Source organism: Streptomyces sp. NPDC059917 (genome assembly GCF_042730635.1).
Lineage (GTDB): Bacteria > Actinomycetota > Actinomycetes > Streptomycetales > Streptomycetaceae > Streptomyces.
Genome location: NZ_JBHWLC010000016.1, coordinates 116,161 through 137,260 on the forward strand (window position 1 = coordinate 116,161; position 21,100 = coordinate 137,260).

Sequence of the window (21,100 nt, forward strand, 5' to 3'; positions counted from 1 at the left end):
GCGGGGCGGCTCCTCGATGGCGATCAACGGCCTTCCCGCCCTGATCTGCGCGCTGGTCCTGGCGGGCGTGGTGTTCGTGGCGGTGGTGTGGTGGGCCTGGCCCCGGCTGGCCGGCCCCGGTGCGAAACCGGTGCTCGGGCGGATCGGGCTCCAGTTGGTGCTCGCCCTGACCATGGGGCTGCCGCTGCTGCTCGCGGTGAACGGCGGGTACGGCTTCTACTCCTCCTGGCACGACATACTGGCCCTGTCCCGGGACGAGCCGGCGACCGGGACCCCGGGCGCGGACGCCGTGCGGGTCCAGGGCACCCACTCCTGGCGCTACCGGGGCTCGGACGATCCGGCGGTGATCGGGCGGATCGAGGCGGTGACGGTGCGCGGGTCCCGCAGCGGGCTGAACGGGCAGGCGTACGTCCACCTGCCGCCGGAGTTCCTGCGGGCGAGCGCGGAGCAGCGCGCCCGGTTCCCGGTGGTGCTGGCGCTGAGCGGGTACCCGAGCACGACGCGGGTGCTGCTCGACCTGTTCCACTACCCGCAGCTGGCCCTGGACGCGGTGCGGTCGGGGGCGATGCGGCCCGCGGTGCTGGTGATGATGACCCCGACGGTGGCGCCGCCGCGGGACACCGAATGCGTGGACGTGCCGGGCGGACCGCAAGCGGAAACGTTTTTCTCGCGGGACCTGCCGGCGGCGGTCGCGGGGCACTACGGCCTGACCCGGGACCCTCGGGGGTGGGGCGTGATGGGCAACTCGGTGGGCGGGTACTGCGCGCTGAAGCTGGCCCTGCGGGCGCCGGAGTCCTACCGGGCGGCGGCCGGGCTCTCGGCGTCCTACGCGGCGGAGCGGGACGAGGAGACGGGCGAGCTGTTCGGCGGGAACCCGGTGCTGCGGCGGGAGAGCGACCTGCTGTGGCGGCTGCGGGCGCTGCCGCAGCCGCCGGTCTCCCTGCTGGTGGCGAGCAGCCGCAAGGGCGAGAAGCAGTACCCGCAGACCCTGGAGTTCATCGCGGCGGTGCGATCGCCCGCCCGGGTCTCCTCGATCGTGCTGGACAGCGGCGGGCACAACTACGAGACCTGGGGCCGGGAGCTGCCCGCGGCACTGCAGTGGCTGGTGGGACGACTGCGGGCGGATTGAGGGGCCCCGGGGCGACGGGCCGGGGCTCGGGCCCGGGGCGCGAACCGTCCGATCGATTGATGCCGGGGCGCCGCTCCCGTACCTCCGGACGAGGACGTCCGCGGGCGGCGCGGGGCAGGGTGGCGGCATGACCACCGCTCCGCCCGCCCCGACCCGCTCCACCGCACCGCCCGCCGCCCCGCGGCCGCCGACGGCCGGGCACCGCATCGGTTCGCTGATGTTCCTCAGCCGCTGGCTCCAGCTCCCGCTGTACCTCGGTCTGATCGTGGCCCAGATGGTCTACGTCTGGGTCTTCCTCAAGGACCTCGCCCACCTCCTCGCGCGGCTGGGCAGCCTGGACGAGACGGGCACGATGCTGATCGTGCTGGGCCTGGTCGACGTGGTGATGGTCGCGAACCTGCTGCTCATGGTGATCGTCGGCGGCTACGAGACCTTCGTGGCCCGGGTGGACCTCAAGGACCACCCGGACGAACCGGAGTGGCTCAGCCACGTCAACGCGAACGTGCTGAAGGTCAAGCTGGCCACGGCCATCATCGGCATCTCCTCCATCCACCTCCTGAAGGCCTTCATAGAGATCTCGCGCGAGGGCTGGGTGTGGCAGCAGACGATGTGGCAGGTCATCGTGCACTTCGCGTTCATCGTCTCCGCCCTCGCGCTGGCCCTGATCGACCGCCTGCTGCCCCAGCGCGCCGAGGCGCACTGAGCGCTCACGTCCGCAGGAACGCCTCGACCTCCGTCACGAAGGCGACCGGGGTCTCGTGGGTGGGGTAGTGCCCGGTGCCGGGGAGGATGTGGACGCGGCAGTGCGGGTAGAGGGTCTGCCAGGTGGAGCGCACCAGGTCGGCGGTGAGCGCGAGGTCGTAGGCGCCGACGAGGGCCAGCACCGGGACCGTGTTCCCCTTGACCGACGCGGACAGGTCCAGCGGTTGCCAGCTCTCGAAGTAGGCGGCGAAGGCCTCCGGGCGGGAGACCTCCAGCGAGTGGCGGACCATCCCGTCGAGCCAGTGCCGGCTCGCCCGGTTGCCGGTGACCAGGTCGAGGATGGCGCGCCGCTTCTCCGGGTCGGCGGCGGCGCCCCGGAAGAGCGCGTGGGTCCCGTCGTCCATCGCGTAGGGCGCGGCGGGCACCGGGGCCACCCCGATCAGCTTCTCCACCCGCTGCGGGGCCCGGACCAGCACCTGCTGGGCGGCCTTGGACCCCATGGAGTGCCCGATCAACGAGAAGGTGTCCCAGCCCAGTTCGTCGGCGAGGGCGAGCACGTCGTCCGCGATCTCCGGGACCGTGTAGCGGCCGGCGACCTCCTTGCGCTCGCCGTAGCCCCGGTAGTCGGGGAAGACGTACGAGAACCGCGCGGGGTCGAGGTGGTCGAGTACGGATCCCCAGTGCGCGGAGGTCCCGAACCAGTCGTGCAGCACGATGACGCGGACGGGACCGGTGCCGATCCTGCGGTGGGCGATGGCCATGTGTTCTCCCTCGGTGACGGAGCCGGTGGGGGGTGGCGCGAGCCGACGCCGTACGTTCTTCCCAGCGGGCACACGATCACACCGCGCGACCCGCACCGCGCGACCGCCGCCGCTGCGGCGACCTCGCGGTGCCGGAGCGGCGGCGGCCGCGTCCCCGGAGGGAGCCCGGGTCAGGAGGTCCTGAGCGCCGGGTCGGAGACGCCCGGGGCGCCCGTCTCCACGTGGCCGGCGAAGCGGCGCAGGAAGGTGGCGTCCGCGTCCGAGACCACCTTCACGTCGTACCAGCGGCCCGTGGCCTGGAGGTTGACGGTGTACGCGACCGTGGCCCCGGGCGACACCTTGAAGGTCTGGGCGGCGCCGCCGTAGGCGTTGGTCACCGTGAGGTTCACGGCGGCCGAGCCCGCGTTGGTCATCGACAGCGCCAGGTTGCCGGAGGCCGTGACGTGCCGGGCGCTCACCTCGGGACCGGCCTTCTTCGCCGGGCCCTTGAAGGTGGCGAGGAAGCCGTTGGGACCCCAGACGCTGAGGTTGATCTGGTTGCCCGTGGAGCTGCTGGTGCTCCAGGTGTCGGAGAGGGTCTTGCCCGCCTCGACGGTGTAGGGCCAGGGGCCGTCCGTACGGTTGCCCGAGGTGCTGTGGAAGTGCCCGCCGAGCGTCGGGCCGCTGGCGAAGGTGAGGGTGAACTTGCCCGTGGAGACGGTGGCCTGGCCGTCCACGTACGGGGCGTAGCCGAGCGCGCGGGTGGGCTTGGAGCCCGCCTCCTGCACCGGCAGGGAGCCGGTGGTCGGCGGGACCGGGTGGTAGGACGCGTGCGTGTTGTGGTCCTTGGGCACGTAGCCCGTGGTGGAGGGCAGCGCGGCGGGGGCGGCGTCGGCCCGCGTGAAGTCGAAGGCCGCGGTCAGGTCGCCGCAGACGGCGCGGCGCCAGGGCGAGATGTTGGGCTCCTGCACGCCGAAGCGCTTCTCCATGAAGCGGATCACCGAGGTGTGGTCGAAGGTCTCGGAGCAGACGTAGCCGCCCTTGCTCCACGGCGAGACCACGATCATGGGCACGCGCGGGCCGAGCCCGTAGGGACCGGCCGCGTAGCCGGAGACGCCGCCGGTGTAGAGGTCCTTGGTGACGTCGGCGGTGGACAGGCCCCAGGCCGAGGAGGCGGGCGGGTACGGCGGCACGACGTGGTCGAAGAAGCCGTCGTTCTCGTCGTAGGTGATGAAGAGCGCGGTCTTCGCCCACACCGCCGGGTTCGAGGTCAGCGCGTCGAGGACCTGGGAGATGTACCAGGCGCCGAAGTTGGTGGGCCAGTTCGGGTGCTCGCTGAAGGCCTCGGGGGCCGCGATCCAGGAGACCTTGGGCAGGGCTCCGCTCTGCACGTCGGCGCGCAGCCGGTCGAAGTAGCCCTCGCCCGCCTTGGCGTTCGTACCGGTGCGGGCCTTCTCGTACAGCGGGCTGCCGGGCTGGGCGTTGCGGTAGGAGTTGAAGTAGAGCAGCGAGTTGTCGCCGTAGTTGCCGCGGAAGGCGTCGCCGATCCAGCCCCAGCCGCCGGCCGCGTTCAGCCCGTCGCCGACGTCCTGGTAGACCTTCCAGGAGACCCCGGCCGCCTCCAGCCGCTCGGGGTAGGTCTTCCAGCCGTAGCCCGCCTCCTGGTTGCCGAGGACCGGGCCGCCGCCGGTGCCGTCGTTGCCGGTGTGGCCGGAGAAGAGGTAGTAGCGGTTGGGGTCGGTCGCCCCGATGAAGGAGCAGTGGTAGGCGTCGCAGACGGTGAAGGCGTCGGCGAGGGCGTAGTGGAACGGGATGTCGTTCCGGTTCATGTACGACATGGTGGTCGTGGTCTTGGCCGGGACCCACTTGTCGTACTTGCCGTTGTTGTAGGCCTGGTGGCCCCCGGCCCAGTCGTGGTTGAGCCCCTCGACGAACTGCATGCCCAGGTCGCCCACCGTCGGGTGGAACGGCAGGACGTCCTTGGTGCCGTTGGACTGGTAGAAGACGGACTTGCCGTTGTCCTGGAGGACCGGGCGCGGGTCGCCGAAGCCCCGTACGCCCTTCATCGTCCCGAAGTACTGGTCGAAGGAACGGTTCTCCTGCATCAGTACGACGACGTGCTCGATGTCCTGGATGGTGCCGGTGGCGCCCTGCGCGGGGATGGCGGCGGCGCGGGCGATGCTCTCCGAGAGCAGCGTGGCGGCGGCGGTGCCGCCCGCGATCTGGAGGAACCGGCGACGATCGAGTTCTGCCATGGTGTGAGGACCTCTGGGGGTGAGGAGGGGTGGTGCGGGGCGCCGAGGGGCGACCCAAGGACAACGCGTCCGGCGTACCAACCGGAGTTGCTTGCGTGACCCTCCGACGTCCACCGGGAGAACGGAAGACCTCGTCCCGCGTCTCCCCCTCGCCCCCACCTTCCCTTCACCCCCCGCCCCCGCGTACGACGACGCCGGGGCCCGCCGGCCGATGACGGCGGGCCCCGGCGCGGGACGTGCGGCGGCCTCAGCCCTCTTCGGGGGCCAGGCGCAGGGAGATGGAGTTGATGCAGTAGCGCTGGTCGGTCGGGGTGGGGTAGCCCTCGCCCTCGAACACGTGCCCGAGGTGGGAACCGCACTTCGCGCAGCGGACCTCGGTGCGGACCATGCCGTGCGAGGTGTCGGCGATCAGCTCGACCGCCTCGGAGTCCTTCGGGTCGAAGAAGGACGGCCAGCCGCAGTGCGACTCGAACTTCTCCGTGGACCGGAACAGCTCGGAGCCGCAGGCGCGGCAGGAGTAGACGCCGGCCGTGGTGGTGTCCGTGTACTCACCGCGGAAGGCCGGCTCGGTGCCCGCCAGTCGCAGCACCTGGTACTCCGACGGCGTCAGCTCCGCCTGCCACTGCTCGTCGGGCTTCTCGATCTCGTACGCCATCGCGCGTCGTCCCCTTCAGTTCGCCAGCCGGGCCAGGATGGCCGGACCCAGGTCGGTCACGTCACCCGCCCCCATGGTGAGAACGAGGTCGCCGGGCTTCGCCATTCCCGCGACGACCTCCGCGACGGCGTCCTTGTCGTGCTCGGCGCTGACGTCGGCGCCCGCGGCGCGCGCCGCGGCGATGATGATCTCGCTGGTGACCCCGGGGACCGGGTCCTCTCGGGCCGGGTAGATGTCGAGGACCACGGAGGCGTCGGCGAGCGCGAGGGCCTGGCCCATCTCCTTGCCCAGTTCCTGGGTGCGGGAGAAGAGGTGGGGCTGGAAGACCACCAGGATCCGGGCGTCCCCGGCGGCTCCGCGGATGGCCTCCAGGTCGGCGGTCATCTCGGTGGGGTGGTGCGCGTAGGAGTCGATGACCTGCACGCCCGCCACCTCGCCCTTGAGCTGGAGGCGGCGCTTGACTCCGGTGTACTTGCCGAGCGCGGAGGCCAGGTTGTGCGCCGGGATGCCGAGGGCCACGCCCGCGGCGAGGGCCGCGACGGCGTTGAGCGCGTAGTGGCGACCGGGCACCGAGACCGTGAAGGTGAGCAGCTTGCCGCCGATGAGGACGGTGACCTCGCCCGCCAGACCGCGCGGGGTGATCTTCAGGACGCGGACGTCGGCCGTCTCGGTCTCGCCGTAGGTGACGACGTTGACCGAGGACAGGTCGCGGACCCGGCGGGTCAGCTCGACCGCGCCCTCCTGGTCGGCGGAGACGACCAGGGTGCCGCCGGGGAGGATCTTGCCCACGAAGGTCTCGAAGGAGTCGTGGATCTCCTCCATCGAGGCGTAGTTCGCGTGGTGGTCCAGCTCGCTGTTGAGGACGATGGCGACCTGGGGCGCGTACTTGTGGAAGCTGCGGTCGCTCTCGTCCGCCTCGGCGACGAAGATGTCGCCCTCGCCGTGGTGGGCGTTGGAGCCGGGAGCGTCCAGGTCGCCGCCGATGGCGTAGGAGGGGTCCAGGCCCAGGGCCGAGAGGGACACCGCCAGCATGGAGGTCGTGGTGGTCTTGCCGTGCGTACCGGCCACCGCGATCGGGCGCAGGCCGTCCATGAGCGCGGCGAGCGCGTCCGAGCGGTGCACCACGGGGACGCCGAGCTCGGCCGCGCGGGCCAGCTCCGGGTTGTCCGCGCGGATGGCGCTGGAGACGACCACGCAGGTGGCGTCGTCGGCGAGGTGGCCGGCGGCGTGCCCGATGTGGACGGTGGCGCCGTGGGCGCGCAGTGCGGCGGCGGTCTCGGAGTCACGGGCGTCGCTACCGGCGACCCGCGCGCCGCGCTGCGCGAGGATCTTCGCGATGCCGGACATGCCGGCGCCGCCGATGCCGATGAAGTGGGGCCGTTCCATGGCGGTCGGCAGGCCGGGCGTCATACAGGTCGCTCCTGATGGTCAAACGTGACGGTGTGCGTGGCGCCCAGCCTATTCGTTGTGGGCGAAGAGTTTGAGCACCGGAACCCCGACCTTGTGCCGAGCCCGCGAGGCCCAGTCCCGGTGGAAGAACTCCTCCACGAAGTGCGGGGCGGTCAGGACGATCACTTCGTCGGCGCCCGTCTCCGCCACGACGGCCCTCAGCTTGTCGAGCGGGTGGTCCTCGATGACCTGCCCGACGGCCTTGGCTCCCTTGGCCCGCAGGGCCGCCAACGACACGGACAGCGCCTGCTCGGCGGGGCCCCGGGCGGCGTCGCCCTCGGGTTCGTCCCCCTCGTGCAGCGCCTCGGGCAGCTCGCCGAGCGCGACATCGTCGATGGCGCGCAGCAGCCGGTCCTGGTCGCCCCGGGGCTGCATGAGGACGAAGAAGGAGACCGGGTCGTCTCCGTGCAGGGTGGTGACGAAGTCCACGTCTACGGATGTCAGAGGCTGCTCGATCATCAAAACGCTCGTGAACACGGACGCCCTCTCCTTCGTGGGCCGCGGCCGGCCGCGGCCGGCCCCTGCGGAAACCATCCTGCCCCGCTGTCGCACGGGGCTCGCGCTGGTATATGTGCCCAGCGGAAGCTAAGCGGAACGGGAAATTCCGCTGCTTGTCAGATCCGACGGTAACGCGTGTACAGGAACCCGGCCTCTTCCAGCAGCGAGGCCAGTGCCAGCCGGTGCGGTACGTCGACCCGCGGGCCCCCCGCGATCCGCTGGGCGTCACCCGCCGTGAGGGTCGGGGACACGCTCAGGCACAGCTCGTCCAGCACCCCGGCGGCCACGAACTGGCCCAGCAGCCGCGGCCCGCCCTCGGTGAGCTGGCGGCGCAGCCCCCGGTCGGCCAGCTCCCGCACCACCCGGGCGGGGTCCACGCCCGCGCCCTCCCCGGCCACCACCACCTCGGCCCCGGACGCGGCCGCCGCGGCGACCCGGTCGGCGGGGGCGGCGGCTCCGGTCAGCACCAGGGTGGGCACGAGCGGCGCGGTGAACAGGGGCAGCGCGAAGTCCAGGTCCAGGCTCGCGGTGACCACGGCGATGACCGGGGCGGGGCCCTGCCCGGCGGCGGCCCGGCGGGCGGCGAAGTCCTCACGGGCCCGGGCCGGGCGGTAGCCCTCCTGGCGAACCGTTTCCGCACCGACCACCACCACATCGGCCAGCGCCCGCAGGGTGCCGAAGATCCGCATGTCGGTCTCGCTCGACAGGGGCTGCGAGCGCCCGTCGTGCTGGCCGGCGCCGTCCAGCGAGGACACCATGTTCGCGCGCAACCAGTGCTCCCCGGCGCCGAGCGCGGGGTACGCGTAGGCGTCCGCCAGCTCGTCCAGCGACCACGGGTGGTCGCCCGGGACGGGGGGTGTCTGATCGGTCACAGGGAACAGGCGTCGCATCGGTGCAGTGTGCCACGCCCCGTAGAGTTAAGGGCTGTGTCAACCTCTCTCTCCCCCTCCGGTGCGACCGCCCCGCACGGCGGCCCCGCCGGACGGAGCCCGATAGCCGACGCGGGATCCCGCTCCGGCGCCGACGGACCCGACGCGGGCCCGCTCGCGCTGTGCGCCCGCGCCCCGCACGTACCCGCCGAACGGCTCGTGGCCGAGATGGTGCCGCCCCCGCGTTTCGACGCGGTGCGCTTCGACACCTACAACCTCGACCCGGACCAGCCGAGCCAGGCCGAGGCCGTCACCGTGCTGAGCGGCTTCGCCGCCGGTCTCGGCGGGGCCCACGCCAGCGGCGGGGGCAAGCGCCGCTGGTTCTCGCGCGGCCCCAAGGCCGCGCCGGCCACCGGCCCGCGCGGGGTCTACCTCGACGGCGGCTACGGCGTCGGCAAGACCCACCTGCTGGCCTCGCTGTGGCACGCCACCCCGGCCGAGCCCGCGCTCAAGGCCTTCGGCACCTTCGTGGAGCTGACGAACCTGGTCGGCGCGCTCGGCTTCCAGCAGACCGTGCAGACCCTGGGCGGGCACCGGCTGCTGTGCATCGACGAGTTCGAGCTGGACGACCCGGGCGACACCGTGCTGGTGTCCTCGCTGCTCAGCAGGCTCGTCGAGCAGGGCGTGGCGCTCGCCGCGACCTCCAACACGCTGCCCGGCAAGCTCGGCGAGGGCCGCTTCGCGGCCGCCGACTTCCTGCGCGAGATCCAGGGCCTGTCCGCGCAGTTCCGACCGCTGCGGATCGACGGCCAGGACTACCGCCACCGCGGCCTGCCCGAGGCGCCCGCGCCCTTCTCCGACGAGCAGGTCACCAACGCGGCGTACGCGACGCCCGGCGCCAGCCTCGACGACTTCCCCGGGCTGCTCGAACACCTGGCCAAGGTGCACCCGAGCCGCTACGGCGCGCTCACCGAGGGCGTCGCCGCCGTCTGCCTGACCGACGTCGGCCCGGTGCCGGACCAGTCGACCGCGCTGCGCCTGGTGGTCCTCGCGGACCGGCTCTACGACCGCGAGATACCGGTCCTCGCCTCCGGCGTGCCCTTCGACCGCCTGTTCAGTGACGAGATGCTGAACGGCGGCTACCGCAAGAAGTACTTCCGCGCCATCTCTCGGCTCACCGCGCTGGCGCGTGACGCGAAGGGCCTGGTGGCCCAGTAGGTTTGGGGTCGCCGGACCGGCCGTCGGGCCGTCCGGCGCTTCCACCTATGTGAAGGGATCCGCCATGGCCACCACGCGTCACGCGCACACCGTCTGGGAAGGCGACCTGCTGAAGGGCTCCGGGGTCGTCACCCTCGACTCCTCGGGCAAGGGCTCCTTCGACGTCTCCTGGCCCTCCCGCGCGGAGGAGGCCAACGGCAAGACCAGCCCGGAAGAGCTGATCGCCGCCGCGCACTCCAGCTGCTACTCGATGGCCCTCTCCCACGGCCTCGCCGGTGCGGGCACCCCGCCCACCCGCGTCGAGACCAAGGCCGACGTCACCTTCCAGCCGGGCGAGGGCATCACCGGCATCCACCTCAGCGTGCGCGCCGAGGTACCGGGCCTGGACGCCGAGGGCTTCGCCGCCGCGGCCGAGGACGCCAAGAAGAACTGCCCGGTCAGCCAGGCCCTGACCGGCACCACGATCACGCTCTCCGCCGAGCTGCTCTGATCCCGCGCGGCGCCCGGCCCGCGCCCGGCCCGCCCGCTCCCGCCCCGGCCCGACCGGCGGCCGGTGGGCGGCCGGGCCGGGCGGGCACCCGCAGGTGTGACACCGCGCCGGGCCCGCCCGCGCCGCGGCCCGCCCGGCGCGACCCCGTGGTACGACGGCCCGGACCGCCTCCGGTCCCGCCATGGGGAGTTGCCGATGCCCACCACCCGACGCAGCCTGCTCGCCGCAGGCGGTACGGCCGCCATCGCCTTCACGGGGGCATGGGGCGCCCTCTTCACCGCATCGGCCGGAGCGAGCGCGCGCTCGGCGCCGCCCGCGCCGCCCTCGGGGGGTTACGGGCCGCTCGTACCGGATCCGGCCGGGCTGCTGGACCTGCCCGCGGGGTTCCGCTACCGGGTGCTGTCCCGGGCCGGGGACCGGATGCGCTCGGGCGAGGGCGTCGTCCCGGCCAACTGCGACGGCATGGCCGCCTTCGCCACCCCGGCCGGTGGCGTGCGGCTGGTGCGCAACCACGAGAACCGGACCACCGCCGCGCTGCGCGTCCCGCCCGTCGAGGGGCTCACCTACGACCCGGCCGCGCTCGGCGGGTGCACCGTCATCGAGCTCTGCCCGGCGGGCGAGGTCGTCGGCGAACGGGTGGGCATCGCGGGCACGGCCGTCAACTGCGCGGGCGGACGCACCCCTTGGAACACCTGGCTGACCTGCGAGGAGACCGAGGACACCGCGGGCGTCGCCGGTTACGCGAAGGACCACGGGTACGTCTTCGAGGTCGACCCGGCCGATCCGCGGCGCTCGGGGGCGGTGCCGCTGACGGCACTGGGCCGCTTCGCCCACGAGGCCGTGGCGGTGGACCCGGTGCGGGGCGTGGTCTACGAGACCGAGGACGCCTTCGTGAAGCCCTTCGGGCTGTTCTACCGGTTCCTGCCGCGCCGCCCGCTGGGCGGGCCCGGCTCGCTGCGGGCGGGGGGCGTGCTGGAGGCGATGCGGGTGCGGGGGGTGGCGGACCTGGCCGTCGTGACGGAGCCGGGGACGGAGTTCCCGGTCGAGTGGGTGCCCGTACCCGACCCGTCGGCCGCCCGCACCCCGATCCGGTTCCAGGACTTCGGCCCGGGCGGCATCACGCACGCGCAGAAGCTGGAGGGCTGCTACTGGGGCGGGGACGTGGTGCACTTCGTCTCCAGCTTCGCCCGCAGCCGCGAGGGGGCCGCCGCCGACCACTTCGGCCAGGTCTGGTCCCACGACCCCGTGCGCGGCCGGATCCGCCTGGAGGTCGTCTTCGGCCCCGCCACGGACGTACGGCTGCCGGGGGACTCGCCGGACAACATCTGCCTGGCCCCGGACGGCGGCCTGATGGTGTGCGAGGACGGCGGCGGGGCGCAGTACGTCTTCGGGCTGACCCGCACCGGCACGGTGTACGCGATGGCCCGCAACGCGGACGACATCGGCACGGCGGGCACGCCGGAGTGGGGCGAGTTCGCGGGGGTCACCTTCGCCCCGGACGGCCGGACGATGTACGTCAACGCCTACGCCCCGGGCACGACGTTCGCGGTGACGGGCCCCTGGCACTGAGCCCGCGCGCCCTCGCGCCCCCGTTCGATGTGGTGCAAGATCGGACGAAACCGACGCGATCGGGGTAGTGATGGCCAAAGCGAAGGCGAAGGCGAAGGCGACGCAGGAGCAGGAGCCGAAGCAGGGGCAGAAGGGCAAGGGCAGGGAGAAGGCCGGACGGGAGGCGGGCGTGCCCGTCTCGCCGCTGCTGCGGGTGCCGCTCGGGGAGAGCGTCCACCTGGAGCGCATCGACACCCGGTCGACGCCCGGCGCCCCGGGCGGGAAGGCGGCCTCGCTGGCCTCCGCCGCCACGATGGGCGAGCGGCTCGCCGAGCTCCAGGAGCGCCTCTACGCCGCCAGCACCGCCGGGGACCGCCGCCGGGTGCTGCTCGTGCTCCAGGGCATGGACACCAGCGGCAAGGGCGGCACGGTCAAGCACGTGATCGGCCTGTTCAACCCCTCCGGCTGCCGGATCCGGGCGTTCAAGGCGCCGACGGCGGAGGAGCGGGAGCACCCCTTCCTGTGGCGGATCAAGAAGGCCCTCCCCCAGCCGGGGGAGATCGGCATCTTCGACCGTTCGCACTACGAGGACGTCCTGATCGCCCGGGTCCGCGAGCTGGCGCCGCGCAGTCAGGTGCGCCGCCGCTACGCGCAGATCAACCGGTTCGAGAAGGCCCTCGCGGAGGACGGCGTGAGCGTGCTCAAGGTCTTCCTCCACATCTCCTACGAGGAGCAGCGCGAGCGGTTGCTGGCCCGCCTGGACGACCCCGCCAAGCATTGGAAGTTCAATCCGGGGGACATCGAGGAGCGCAGCATGTGGCCCGCCTACCAGGAGGCCTACGAGCTGGCCCTGGAGCGCTGCGCCGGCGCCGCCGCGCCCTGGTACGTCGTGCCCGCGGACCGCAAGTGGTACCGCAACTGGGCCATCGGCGCGCTGCTCCTGGAGCACCTGGAGGCCCTCGCGCCGGAGTATCCGGCGGCCGACTTCGACGTGGACGAGTGCCGCTCCCGCCTGCTTACCTCATAGTCATATATTTTGCGTACGTGACCATTTCTGTACGCAAAGTGGCCGTCGTAGCCGCGCTCGGTGCCGCCCTCGCGGGTTGCGGGGGCGGCTCGGCCACCCCGGGGGCCGCCTCCGCACCCGCCCGGACGGGCGCGCCCGGCTCGGCCGCGCCCTCCGGCTCCCCCTCGTCCGGCGCCTCTCCCGGCGCCTCCGCGGCAGCCCCCTCCAAGCCGCCCACGATCGCCCCCGGTCCGGGCGGGCTGACCCCGGTCTTCGAGCGCTCCCGGCAGACGACGGACAAGACCGTCGCGCTCACCTTCGACGCCGACATGACCTCGGACCAGGGACCGCGCGCGGCGGGCGGCGAGCACTTCGACAACCCGCAGCTGATCGCCACGCTGCGGCAGCTGAAGGTGCCCTCCACCGTCTTCATGACGGGCCGTTGGGCCGAGGAGTACCCGGACCAGGCGAAGGCCATCGGTACCGACCCGAACTTCGAGATCGCGAACCACTCCTACAGCCACCACGCCTTCAAGTCCCCCTGCTACGGACTGCCCGCGCTCGACGGCGCCGCGGCCCGCGCCGACGTGGACCGGGCCTTCGAGGCCTTCCGCAAGGCGGGCGCGGTCAACACCGTCCCGTACTTCCGCTTCCCCGGCGGCTGCTACGACGACCAGGCACTGCGCGTCCTGGCCACGGCCAAGGTCACGGCGGTCCAGTGGGACGTGGTCAGCGGGGACGCCTTCGCCAAGGACCCGGACGCGGTGGCCGAACAGGTACTGGCCGGGGTGAAGCCCGGTTCGGTGGTGGTCATGCACTGCACGCGCAGCGCCGCCCCCGTCACCGAGGAGGCCATCCGCAAGATCGTCCCGGAACTCCGCAAGCGCGGCTACCGCTTCGCGAAGGTCTCGGACCTGATCGGGAAGTAACGTTCCGGCGCAGGAGCCCGCAGGAGCCCGCAGGGCAGGGGGCGCCACGGCGCCACCGGGCGAGCTAGCCGGAGCAGGCCGTGCGTTGGGCGTCCTGCCACTCGCACACCGGGCACAGGACCACGCCCGGGGTGGCGACGCCGTATTCGGTGGGCTGTCCGCACTCCAGGCAGTCCGCGTAGGGCGGTCCGGGCACGCGCCCGGCCGGGGTGGCCGGGGCGGGGCAGTACGACGCGCTCTCGTCCGGGCGCTGCGCTTCCTGCGGCGGGTCCTGGGCTTGGTCCATGCCGACGACGGTACCCGGCCGCGCCGCCGGGTACCGCGCCGGAGGGTGCCCGGTCAGTGGGCGGCGGCCGCTTCCGTGACCTCGCTCGGGCGGACGATGACGAAGCCCTCGCCGCGCAGCATCAGCTGGACGGCCTCGCCGGAGCCGCCCCGGATCATCGAGCCGACGGACTGCGAGCGGTGCAGCCCGGTCTCCAGCTGGGCGCTCCAGCCGACGACCGCGTCCGTGTCGACGTAGACGGGCGCCTGCGCGGTGACCGGTATGACGATCGGGTTGCCGTCGCACACCAGGGCGAGCTTGCCGTAGCCGGTGAAGAGGCTGTTGAAGAGGCCGCCGCCGGTCATCCCGGCGCCCTTCACCATCTTGATCTCGTAGGACAGGGTCGGGTCGAAGCACAGGACGTTGCGGCCGTTGATGGTCAGCGCGTCGCCCTGCTCCATCTCGACGATGAAGCAGTTCCCGGCCTGGTGCGCGAACCAGGCCTCGCCCTGCCCGCGGACCGCCATCAGCGGCAGCCCCTCGCCGGTGACCGCGCGCTTGAGCATGCCGCCGATGCCCTGGCCCTTGCGCTCGAACTGGAGGTTGCCCCGGAAGGCGATCATCGCGCCCTGGCGGGCGAGCATTTCACCGTTGACGGTGTACTTGACTGATTTGGCGTTCTGCAGCTCCATGCCGGGGGCGGTGGGCGCCTGGGCCAGGTTCTCCGATGCGAAAAGATCACTCTTCATGAGGGGGATCCTCGCCCCCGCGAGCACCCCCCGGCATCCTCCTGAAGTCGGAGGCCGGCGGGTGGGGTGGGCCGGCACGGCGGTCAGATCCGGCGGGGCTCGATGATCACTTCGGGTGAAGACGACCGTACGACGCCGGCCGGGGGAACGATGGCGCTGCCCACGCAGACGCTCGAGGCGATGGCAGCGTGTCGGCCCACGGCGATGCCGGGGCCGAGGGTGATCATGCTGCCGGTCTGGACGTGGTCGCCGATCAGGCCGCCGAACCGGGACGTGGTACACCGGTAGGGCGCCTCGTCGCCGGGTCCCTGCAGGACGATTTCCTTGATGGGTACGCGCATGTCGTAGTTCCACAAGCTGATCGCCGCGATCACGAGGTTCGCGGACAGGTGGGCGCCGGTCCCGATGATGGAGTGTCCGACGCCGACCTGGTGGCCGAGAACCGTGTTCTCCCCCACGAAGGAGTGGGTCACTTCGCACCCGAAGCCCACGGACACGCCGGCGGTGAGGACGGACCGGTTGCGGACGGTCGAGAACTCGTGAACGCGGGCCCCCGGCCCGATGATGACGTCTTCGCCGATGATCGCAGTGGGGTGGATCCGCGCTGTGGGGTGGATCCGCTCGGGCACGACCTGCAGGGCGTCGTCGTGGAGGGCGTCCCAGCGGGTGAGGAAGTCGGACAGCTCGAACTCGCCGATCTTGGCGTATCCGGTGGCGTCCAGCCAGGACGCGGCCGGGGGGCGGATGTAGTCACCGATACGGATGGACTCGGGCACCTGGCTTGCTCCTGCTCGTCGTCGGGGCGGGCTGTTCAGGGGGTTTCAGCGGCCTCACGGCGCAGGAAGTCGGGTAGGGCGGCGGGAATGTCGTCGAGCCAGGCCACATAACGGGCCACGCCCTCGGCCACCGTGATCCGGGGCTCCCAGTCCAGTGCGGCGGTCATGCGAGCCGTGCAGGCCGTCCCACCGAGCGGGTCGCCCTCGGGAAGGGGCCTGTCCTGGAACTCGGTGTCGGGGTAGTGGTCGCGCATCAGCAGGGCCACGTCGGCGATGGAGGTGGCCCGGCCGGTGCCGATGTTGAGGGTCTGCCGATCGGCTCCGGGGGCGAGCGTGGCCCTGATGGTGGCTTCCGCGATGTCGTCGACGTGAACGAAGTCGCGGACCTGCCGGCCGCCGCCGTTCAGGTGGAGGGGGAGGCCGAGCTTCGCGCGCATCGCCATCCAGGCGACCACCCAGGAATGCGATCCCTCTTTGACCGTCTGCGGTTCGCCGTAGACGGAGAAGTATCGGACCGAGGTGTGGGAGACGTTGGCCTTGCCCAGCACCAGCGCGGTCTGTGCCTCCCCCCACGCCTTCGTGTTCGCGTACACCGAGAGCGGGGCCGAGGGCTGGTCTTCGTTCCATGTCTGCACGTCGTGGCGCTTGGGGTCGCCGTTGCCGTAGACGGCCGCCGAGGAGACGAACACGAACCGGCGTACCCGGGCGTTGCGGCGGCGGACCGCGTCCAGGAGGACCTGGGTACCTGTGACATTGGTCTGGATCGCGGCCATCGGGTTGCGGGTGCAGGCGGCCACGTCGGCGACGGCGGCGGCATGGATCACGTAGTCCGCTTCCCGGACGACGTGATCCATCAGCGTCGCGTCGGCGATGTCGCCCACGATCGTGTCCCGGTCGGTGGTGTGCACGCCGAACAGGTCGGCGTAGACGGCGGAGGGGTAGGCGTCGAGCTTGCCCACGGCGATCGCGCGGGCCCCGGCCCCGCGAAGTCGGGCGGTGATGCGGGAGCCGACCAGGCCCCCGCCGCCGGTGACCAACACGGTCGAGCCGGCGAGAGCGGCGGACAGGTCGGCGTCGGTCAACGTCACGGTGGTCTCCTCGGATTCGGTGGAAGGGGACGGCGGGGAGGAGCGACCGAGCCGCCTTGGGACCGCCTCCCCACCACCCCTGGCGGGCTGATGAACAGTGAACGCCCCAGCACGGAAAGTGAGTACCGTGGGCGAAGTGGCAACCCGTTCAACCCATTCAAGATCGCTTCCGAGGGGGCCGGCATTGGCAGGGGACCGGGAACCGAACACCGCGTTGGCGGACGTGATCGCCGAGTCCGGGGCCACGTACTACGCGCTGGCCAGGGAGATCCGCTCCGTGGCGGCCGAGGCCGGTCAGCGGTTGAGTACCGGGCCGTCGGCCGTCGCCTACTGGGTTGCAGGGGGGACGCCCTCCGGGCAGACGCCGTTCTACATCGCCGAGGCCCTGACGAGACGGACGAAGCGGCGGGTGACGGTCGCCGAGATCGGTCTAGGCTCCGCTGTCATCGGTGGCGTCCTGGAAGCCGATCCGCTGGCCGCCATCGCCGATCTCGGGAGATCCGTCATGCAACGTCGTCGTGACTTCCTCGGCGCCGCGTTCACCGCCGCCGGCGTCGGCCTGCCGCTGGCCTACGACCACGAAGCGGTCGCCGCGACGCTCCGAGCCGCCGAGAGCGGCGGCAGTGTCGGCCCCGCCGAGGTGAGCACCGTCCGCCAGCTCACCGAGACGTTCCGCAGCGTGGACGAACGCATGGGCGGTGGCCACGGCCTGACCACCGTCACCGCCTACCTCACCGACACCGTCGCCCCGATGCTCACGGCCCGGTTCCCCTCCGCCACGGTCCGCTCGGAGGCGTTCGCGGCGGCGGCCCAGCTGGCTTGCCTGGTCGGGTGGAAACATCACGACCTCGGCCGGGAGGGAGCCGCACAGCGGTACTACCTGCTGGGCTACCAGCTGGCCTGTGAGGCCGACCCGAACGGCCATGCCGCGTGGATGATGCGGGCCCTGACCCATCAGGCCCTCGACCTGGGCCACCCGCGCTCCTGTCCGGAGCTGGCCGAAGCCGCCCTGGGCCGAGCTGCGGGCAAGGTCGACCGGCGGACCGAGGCCCTGCTCCTGGTGACGTGCGCCCGCGCGTACGGGGCCTGCGGACAGGGCGCCGAGGCGGCACGCGCCCTGCTGGCCGCCGAGGACGCCGTGACCGACACCCGGGACCTCGTCCCCGCCTACGCCGCCGCCTCGGGGCCGGTAGCGGCCACGGTCGCCTCCCACATGGGAAAGACCCTGACCGCGATGAACGACCACCGTGCTGCGGAGCGGCACTACCGGCGGGCCCTGGCGGGCCGCACACCGGGCACGTACCAGCTCAAGCATGGGCTGACCATGGCCAACTTGGGTCGATCGGTGGCCGGGCAGCACCGGCACGAAGAGGCTGTGGGCCTGTGGGCCCGGTCCCTCGACTTCATGGGCGGTGTGGTCTCCGACCGCAACCGGCAGGCGGTCAGGGAGATCCGGGCGGCAGCGACCCGGTACCGCAAGCGCGGTGTGTCCGGAGCGGCCGGCCTGGACCGGCGTGCGACCGAACTCCTGCGAAACCACATGTGAGAGGAACGGGCAACGGATGCCGAAGATCGGGGTTGTGGTCCTGACCATGGGAGACCGGCCCGCGGAGCTGCTGGCCCTGCTGGAATCGGTGGCCGTCCAGGAAGGAGATCCGGCGACCGTCGTAGTCCTGGGCCAAGGCGTGAGACTCCCACCCCTCCCGGACGGCGTGGACGGTGTCGAGTTGCCGGAGAACCTGGGCATCCCCGGCGGCCGGAACGCCGGCGTGCGATGGCTGCGCGAGCGGGGCGGCGTGGACGTCGTGGTGGTCTTGGACGACGACGGCCTGCTGCCCCGCACCGACACCTTACGGCTGGTCCGGGAGGCGTTCGCCGCAAAACCCCGCCTGGGCGTCGCGGGCTTCCGCATCGCGGACGGGACCGGGGCGAGTCAGCGCAGGCACGTCCCCCGCCTGGGCGGCAAGCAGCCGCTGGTGTCCGGGCCGGTGACGACGTTCCTCGGTGGCGGCCACGCCATCCGCATGAGCGTCATCGACCAGGTGGGCGACTTCCCCACCCCGTTCTTCTACGCCCACGAGGAAACGGACTTCGCCTGGCGGGCGCTCGACGCCGGCTGGGACATCGACTATCGGGCCGACATGGTGCTGCAGCACCCGCGTACGGAAGCGTCCCGGCACGCGGTGTACTACCGCAACACGGGCCGGAACCGCGTCTGGCTGGCCAAGCGGCACCTGCCCGCCGTCCTGCTGCCCGTCTACCTCGGGACGTGGGCCGCGTACACGATCGCGCAGCGGCCCCCGCTGTCCGGCCTGGCCGCCTGGTGGGCCGGCTTCTTCGAAGGCCTGCGTGTTCCCTGCCCGCCGAGGCGACCCATGCGCTGGCGGACCGTGTGGCGGATGACCCTGCTGGGTCGGCCACCGGTGATCTGAGGTCGGAGGCCGGCGGGTGGGGTGGCATGCTTGATCGGATGAGCGCCCACGACACCGCCTCCGACACCTCGTCCGTCACCGCCCCCGCCGACGCCCCCGGGGCCGCCGGGGGCGCGGATCCCTTCCGCGTGGAGCGACTCGCTCGCGACGAGGCGCCGCAGTTCGTGCTGCCGCTGGTGGTCCGGTTGGAGAAGACCGCGCCGCCGGCCCGGACGGACGCGCTGGAGACGGCGGCCCGCGCGGTGCTGGTGCTGCTCTCGGACGAGCGGGCGCTCGGCGAGGGCGAGTGGGCCCGGGCCGTGCACGACTGGCAGGACGCGCGGATCCGCAAGGTGGTGCGCCGGGCGCGCGGGGCGGAGTGGCGCAAGGCTCAGACCCTGCCGGGCATCACGGTGCGGGGCGGGGAGTCCGAGGTCCGGGTGTTCCCGCCGGTCCCGCTGGACGGCTGGCCCAAGGAGCTCGCCAAGCTCCAGGTGTCCGGCACCGACCTGGACGACCCGCAGCGCCCGGCGGCGCCGGAGCCCGGGGTGCCCGTGCTGTGGCTCAACCCCGAGCTGGACATGTCGGCGGGCAAGGAGATGGCCCAGGTCGGGCACGCGGCGCAGCTCGCCTGGTGGGAGCTGACCGGGCCCGAGCGGGCGGCCTGGCGGGCGGACGGCTTCCGGCTCGCCGTGCGGACGGCCGGTCCCGAGCGCTGGGCCGAGCTGGCCGGGAGCGGACTGCCGGTGGTGCGGGACGCCGGTTTCACCGAGATCGCGCCGGGCTCCTGCACGGTGGTCTCCGACCACCCGGCCCTGCGCGGACGGCTGCGCTGACCCTCCGCCACCCCGGCCACCACCCCGGCCGACCGCGTGCGGAACCTCAAATGTTGCTCTGAACGTCCTTTCCTGCGGTTGGCTGCTCTTCGCCGGGGTCATGACACCGGCGACGGACCGCTTGGAAGGGGGCGAGGGGTACATGGAGCGCACGGCACACCTGGGGGTGGGCATCGGCTGGCGGCCCGAGATCGCGGAAGCGGTGGAACGGCTGCCGGACCTGGACTGGGTCGAGGTGGTGGCCGAGAACATCTGCCCGGGCCACCTGCCCGCGTCGCTGCTGCGGCTGCGCGAGCGCGGCACGGCGGTCGTCCCGCACGGCGTGGGCCTGGGGCTCGGTGGCGCCGACCGCCCCGACCCGGCCCGGCTCGCCGCGCTGGCCGAGCGGGCGGTGGCCCTGGGCGCGCCGCTGGTGAGCGAGCACATCGCCTTCGTACGGACCTCCTCGCCGGTGCTGGAGGCCGGGCACCTGCTGCCCGTGCCGCGGACCCGGGACGCGCTGGACGTGCTGTGCGAGAACGTGCGGATCGCCCAGGACGCGCTGCCGGTCCCGCTGGCCCTGGAGAACATCGCCGCGCTGATCTCCTGGCCGGGCGAGGAGCTGACCGAGGGCGAGTTCCTCGCCGAGCTGGTCGAGCGGACCGGGGTGCGGCTCCTGATCGACGTGGCCAACCTGCACACGAACCGGGTGAACCGGGGCGAGGACCCGCTGGCCGCGCTCGACGCGATCCCGCTGGAGGCGCTGGCGTACGTCCACGTGGCGGGCGGGGTCGAACGCGACGGGGTGTGGCACGACACCCACGCGCACCCCGTCGCGCCGGTCGTCCTCGACCTCCTGGCGCGGCTGCGCGAGCGGGTGGATCCGCCGGGGGTGCTGCTGGAGCGCGACGACGACTTCCCGCCGGAGGCCGAGCTGGCGGGCGAGCTGAGCACGATCCGCGCGGTGGTCGGGCGCGGGGGTCGGGATCCGCGGCCCACCGGCGCCCCGGACGCCCCCGCGCGCACCCGCCCCGCCGCCGTTCCCGCCACCACCGCCGCCGCCACCGTTGCCGGTGGCCTCCCGGCCGCGCGCACCCGGGTCGGGCTGGGTCAGGCCGCCCTGCTGTCGGCGCTGGTCGCCGGGACGCCCGTACCCGAGGGCTTCGACGGGCAGCGGCTGCGGGTGCAGTCGCGCGCGCTCGCCGCCAAGCGGGCCGGGGTGGTGCGCAAGCTGGCGCCCGAACTGGTCGAGGTGCTGGGGGCGGCCGCCTACCGCGAGTCCTTCCTGCGGTACGCCCGGACCCGCCCCATGACCGGCGGCTACCGGCGCGACGCGCTCGACTTCGCCGAGCACCTCCTCATCCAGGACCTGCCCGAGGACCCCGCGCAGCGGCGCCTGCTCACCGAGTGGTGGCAGGACCGGGCCGGGGTCCGCCCCGTCGGAACGCTGGCGCGCTGGGCGCGGGCCCTGTCGCCCTGGCGGCGCAGGCCGCCGCGGCCGGGCGCTG

General features: G+C 72.9%; 21 protein-coding genes. 11 read left to right on the top strand and 10 right to left on the bottom strand.

Annotated features, from left to right (window positions below):
* The first annotated feature begins 16 nt into the window (after positions 1-16).
* A complete protein-coding gene (locus ACFWAR_RS12325; RefSeq protein ID WP_385775952.1) occupies positions 17-1,129 on the top strand; it encodes an alpha/beta hydrolase in 1,113 nt (370 codons plus the stop codon).
* Positions 1,130-1,256: 127 nt separating this feature from the next.
* Positions 1,257-1,832, top strand: a complete 576-nt coding sequence (locus ACFWAR_RS12330; protein ID WP_385775954.1) for a TIGR00645 family protein — start codon at positions 1,257-1,259, stop codon at positions 1,830-1,832.
* Between the two features lie 4 nt (positions 1,833-1,836).
* Here ACFWAR_RS12330 and ACFWAR_RS12335 read toward each other — a convergent pair whose 3' ends face one another.
* The 6 genes from ACFWAR_RS12335 to ACFWAR_RS12360 all read right to left on the bottom strand — a co-directional run bounded on the left by ACFWAR_RS12335 (position 1,837) and on the right by ACFWAR_RS12360 (position 8,318).
* Positions 1,837-2,592, bottom strand: a complete 756-nt coding sequence (locus tag ACFWAR_RS12335) for an alpha/beta fold hydrolase (RefSeq protein WP_385775956.1) — start codon at positions 2,590-2,592, stop codon at positions 1,837-1,839.
* A 170-nt stretch (positions 2,593-2,762) separates the two neighbouring features.
* Complete coding sequence (locus ACFWAR_RS12340; RefSeq protein ID WP_385775958.1) at positions 2,763-4,826, bottom strand: phosphocholine-specific phospholipase C; 2,064 nt, start codon at positions 4,824-4,826, stop codon at positions 2,763-2,765.
* Positions 4,827-5,073: 247 nt separating this feature from the next.
* Positions 5,074-5,481, bottom strand: coding sequence for a peptide-methionine (R)-S-oxide reductase MsrB (msrB, locus tag ACFWAR_RS12345; protein WP_385775960.1), 408 nt, complete (start codon positions 5,479-5,481; stop codon positions 5,074-5,076).
* 15 nt (positions 5,482-5,496) lie between these two features.
* Complete coding sequence (gene murC / locus ACFWAR_RS12350) at positions 5,497-6,891, bottom strand: UDP-N-acetylmuramate--L-alanine ligase (RefSeq protein WP_385775962.1); 1,395 nt, start codon at positions 6,889-6,891, stop codon at positions 5,497-5,499.
* 48 nt (positions 6,892-6,939) lie between these two features.
* Positions 6,940-7,407 (bottom strand): indole-3-glycerol phosphate synthase, encoded by a 468-nt coding sequence (locus ACFWAR_RS12355; RefSeq protein ID WP_385775964.1) that lies wholly within the window; start codon positions 7,405-7,407, stop codon positions 6,940-6,942.
* 137 nt (positions 7,408-7,544) lie between these two features.
* Positions 7,545-8,318: a pyrimidine reductase family protein gene (locus tag ACFWAR_RS12360; protein WP_385775966.1), complete on the bottom strand. Its 774-nt coding sequence runs from the start codon at positions 8,316-8,318 to the stop codon at positions 7,545-7,547.
* A gap of 102 nt (positions 8,319-8,420) precedes the next feature.
* Here ACFWAR_RS12360 and zapE point away from each other — a divergent pair, with 102 nt between their 5' ends.
* The 5 genes from zapE to ACFWAR_RS12385 all read left to right on the top strand — a co-directional run bounded on the left by zapE (position 8,421) and on the right by ACFWAR_RS12385 (position 13,488).
* Positions 8,421-9,515, top strand: coding sequence for a cell division protein ZapE (zapE, locus tag ACFWAR_RS12365; RefSeq protein ID WP_385776006.1), 1,095 nt, complete (start codon positions 8,421-8,423; stop codon positions 9,513-9,515).
* Between the two features lie 64 nt (positions 9,516-9,579).
* Positions 9,580-10,005 (top strand): OsmC family protein, encoded by a 426-nt coding sequence (locus ACFWAR_RS12370; RefSeq protein ID WP_385775968.1) that lies wholly within the window; start codon positions 9,580-9,582, stop codon positions 10,003-10,005.
* 195 nt (positions 10,006-10,200) lie between these two features.
* Positions 10,201-11,574 carry an alkaline phosphatase PhoX gene (locus ACFWAR_RS12375; RefSeq protein ID WP_385775970.1) on the top strand — a complete coding sequence of 458 codons (1,374 nt, stop codon included), beginning with the start codon at positions 10,201-10,203 and terminating at the stop codon, positions 11,572-11,574.
* A gap of 70 nt (positions 11,575-11,644) precedes the next feature.
* A complete protein-coding gene (locus ACFWAR_RS12380) occupies positions 11,645-12,580 on the top strand; it encodes a PPK2 family polyphosphate kinase (protein ID WP_385775972.1) in 936 nt (311 codons plus the stop codon).
* Positions 12,581-12,597: 17 nt separating this feature from the next.
* On the top strand, positions 12,598-13,488 hold the full coding sequence (locus ACFWAR_RS12385) for a polysaccharide deacetylase family protein (protein WP_385775974.1): 891 nt from the start codon (positions 12,598-12,600) through the stop codon (positions 13,486-13,488).
* A gap of 64 nt (positions 13,489-13,552) precedes the next feature.
* Here the strand turns inward: ACFWAR_RS12385 and ACFWAR_RS12390 are convergent, their stop codons facing one another.
* The 4 genes from ACFWAR_RS12390 to ACFWAR_RS12405 all read right to left on the bottom strand — a co-directional run bounded on the left by ACFWAR_RS12390 (position 13,553) and on the right by ACFWAR_RS12405 (position 16,366).
* The gene (locus ACFWAR_RS12390; RefSeq protein ID WP_385775976.1) at positions 13,553-13,774 is read right to left on the bottom strand and encodes a hypothetical protein; all 222 of its coding nucleotides are present in this window, start codon (positions 13,772-13,774) and stop codon (positions 13,553-13,555) included.
* A 53-nt stretch (positions 13,775-13,827) separates the two neighbouring features.
* Entirely contained in the window at positions 13,828-14,502 is a 675-nt protein-coding gene (locus tag ACFWAR_RS12395) for an AIM24 family protein (protein ID WP_385775978.1), read from the bottom strand.
* Between the two features lie 83 nt (positions 14,503-14,585).
* Positions 14,586-15,278: a transferase gene (locus tag ACFWAR_RS12400; protein ID WP_385775980.1), complete on the bottom strand. Its 693-nt coding sequence runs from the start codon at positions 15,276-15,278 to the stop codon at positions 14,586-14,588.
* A gap of 35 nt (positions 15,279-15,313) precedes the next feature.
* Positions 15,314-16,366 (bottom strand): NAD-dependent epimerase/dehydratase family protein, encoded by a 1,053-nt coding sequence (locus ACFWAR_RS12405; protein WP_385775982.1) that lies wholly within the window; start codon positions 16,364-16,366, stop codon positions 15,314-15,316.
* Positions 16,367-16,550: 184 nt separating this feature from the next.
* Here ACFWAR_RS12405 and ACFWAR_RS12410 point away from each other — a divergent pair, with 184 nt between their 5' ends.
* The 4 genes from ACFWAR_RS12410 to ACFWAR_RS12425 all read left to right on the top strand — a co-directional run.
* Complete coding sequence (locus ACFWAR_RS12410) at positions 16,551-17,912, top strand: tetratricopeptide repeat protein (protein WP_385775985.1); 1,362 nt, start codon at positions 16,551-16,553, stop codon at positions 17,910-17,912.
* Positions 17,913-17,928: 16 nt separating this feature from the next.
* Positions 17,929-18,798, top strand: a complete 870-nt coding sequence (locus tag ACFWAR_RS12415) for a glycosyltransferase family 2 protein (protein ID WP_385775987.1) — start codon at positions 17,929-17,931, stop codon at positions 18,796-18,798.
* A 38-nt stretch (positions 18,799-18,836) separates the two neighbouring features.
* Entirely contained in the window at positions 18,837-19,613 is a 777-nt protein-coding gene (locus ACFWAR_RS12420; RefSeq protein WP_385775989.1) for an aminoacyl-tRNA hydrolase, read from the top strand.
* A 142-nt stretch (positions 19,614-19,755) separates the two neighbouring features.
* A partial coding sequence (locus tag ACFWAR_RS12425) for a DUF692 domain-containing protein (protein WP_385775991.1) occupies positions 19,756-21,100 on the top strand: 1,345 nt, incomplete at its 3' end.

Coding starts and splice junctions, on each gene's coding strand:
- ACFWAR_RS12325 (WP_385775952.1), top strand. CDS start 17: ATGGCGATCAACGGCCTTCCCGCCCTGATCTGCGCGCTGGTCCTGGCG.
- ACFWAR_RS12330 (WP_385775954.1), top strand. CDS start 1,257: ATGACCACCGCTCCGCCCGCCCCGACCCGCTCCACCGCACCGCCCGCC.
- ACFWAR_RS12335 (WP_385775956.1), bottom strand. CDS start 2,592: ATGGCCATCGCCCACCGCAGGATCGGCACCGGTCCCGTCCGCGTCATC.
- ACFWAR_RS12340 (WP_385775958.1), bottom strand. CDS start 4,826: ATGGCAGAACTCGATCGTCGCCGGTTCCTCCAGATCGCGGGCGGCACC.
- msrB (WP_385775960.1), bottom strand. CDS start 5,481: ATGGCGTACGAGATCGAGAAGCCCGACGAGCAGTGGCAGGCGGAGCTG.
- murC (WP_385775962.1), bottom strand. CDS start 6,891: ATGACGCCCGGCCTGCCGACCGCCATGGAACGGCCCCACTTCATCGGC.
- ACFWAR_RS12360 (WP_385775966.1), bottom strand. CDS start 8,318: ATGCGACGCCTGTTCCCTGTGACCGATCAGACACCCCCCGTCCCGGGC.
- ACFWAR_RS12370 (WP_385775968.1), top strand. CDS start 9,580: ATGGCCACCACGCGTCACGCGCACACCGTCTGGGAAGGCGACCTGCTG.
- ACFWAR_RS12375 (WP_385775970.1), top strand. CDS start 10,201: ATGCCCACCACCCGACGCAGCCTGCTCGCCGCAGGCGGTACGGCCGCC.
- ACFWAR_RS12380 (WP_385775972.1), top strand. CDS start 11,645: ATGGCCAAAGCGAAGGCGAAGGCGAAGGCGACGCAGGAGCAGGAGCCG.
- ACFWAR_RS12390 (WP_385775976.1), bottom strand. CDS start 13,774: ATGGACCAAGCCCAGGACCCGCCGCAGGAAGCGCAGCGCCCGGACGAG.
- ACFWAR_RS12395 (WP_385775978.1), bottom strand. CDS start 14,502: ATGAAGAGTGATCTTTTCGCATCGGAGAACCTGGCCCAGGCGCCCACC.
- ACFWAR_RS12415 (WP_385775987.1), top strand. CDS start 17,929: ATGCCGAAGATCGGGGTTGTGGTCCTGACCATGGGAGACCGGCCCGCG.
- ACFWAR_RS12420 (WP_385775989.1), top strand. CDS start 18,837: ATGAGCGCCCACGACACCGCCTCCGACACCTCGTCCGTCACCGCCCCC.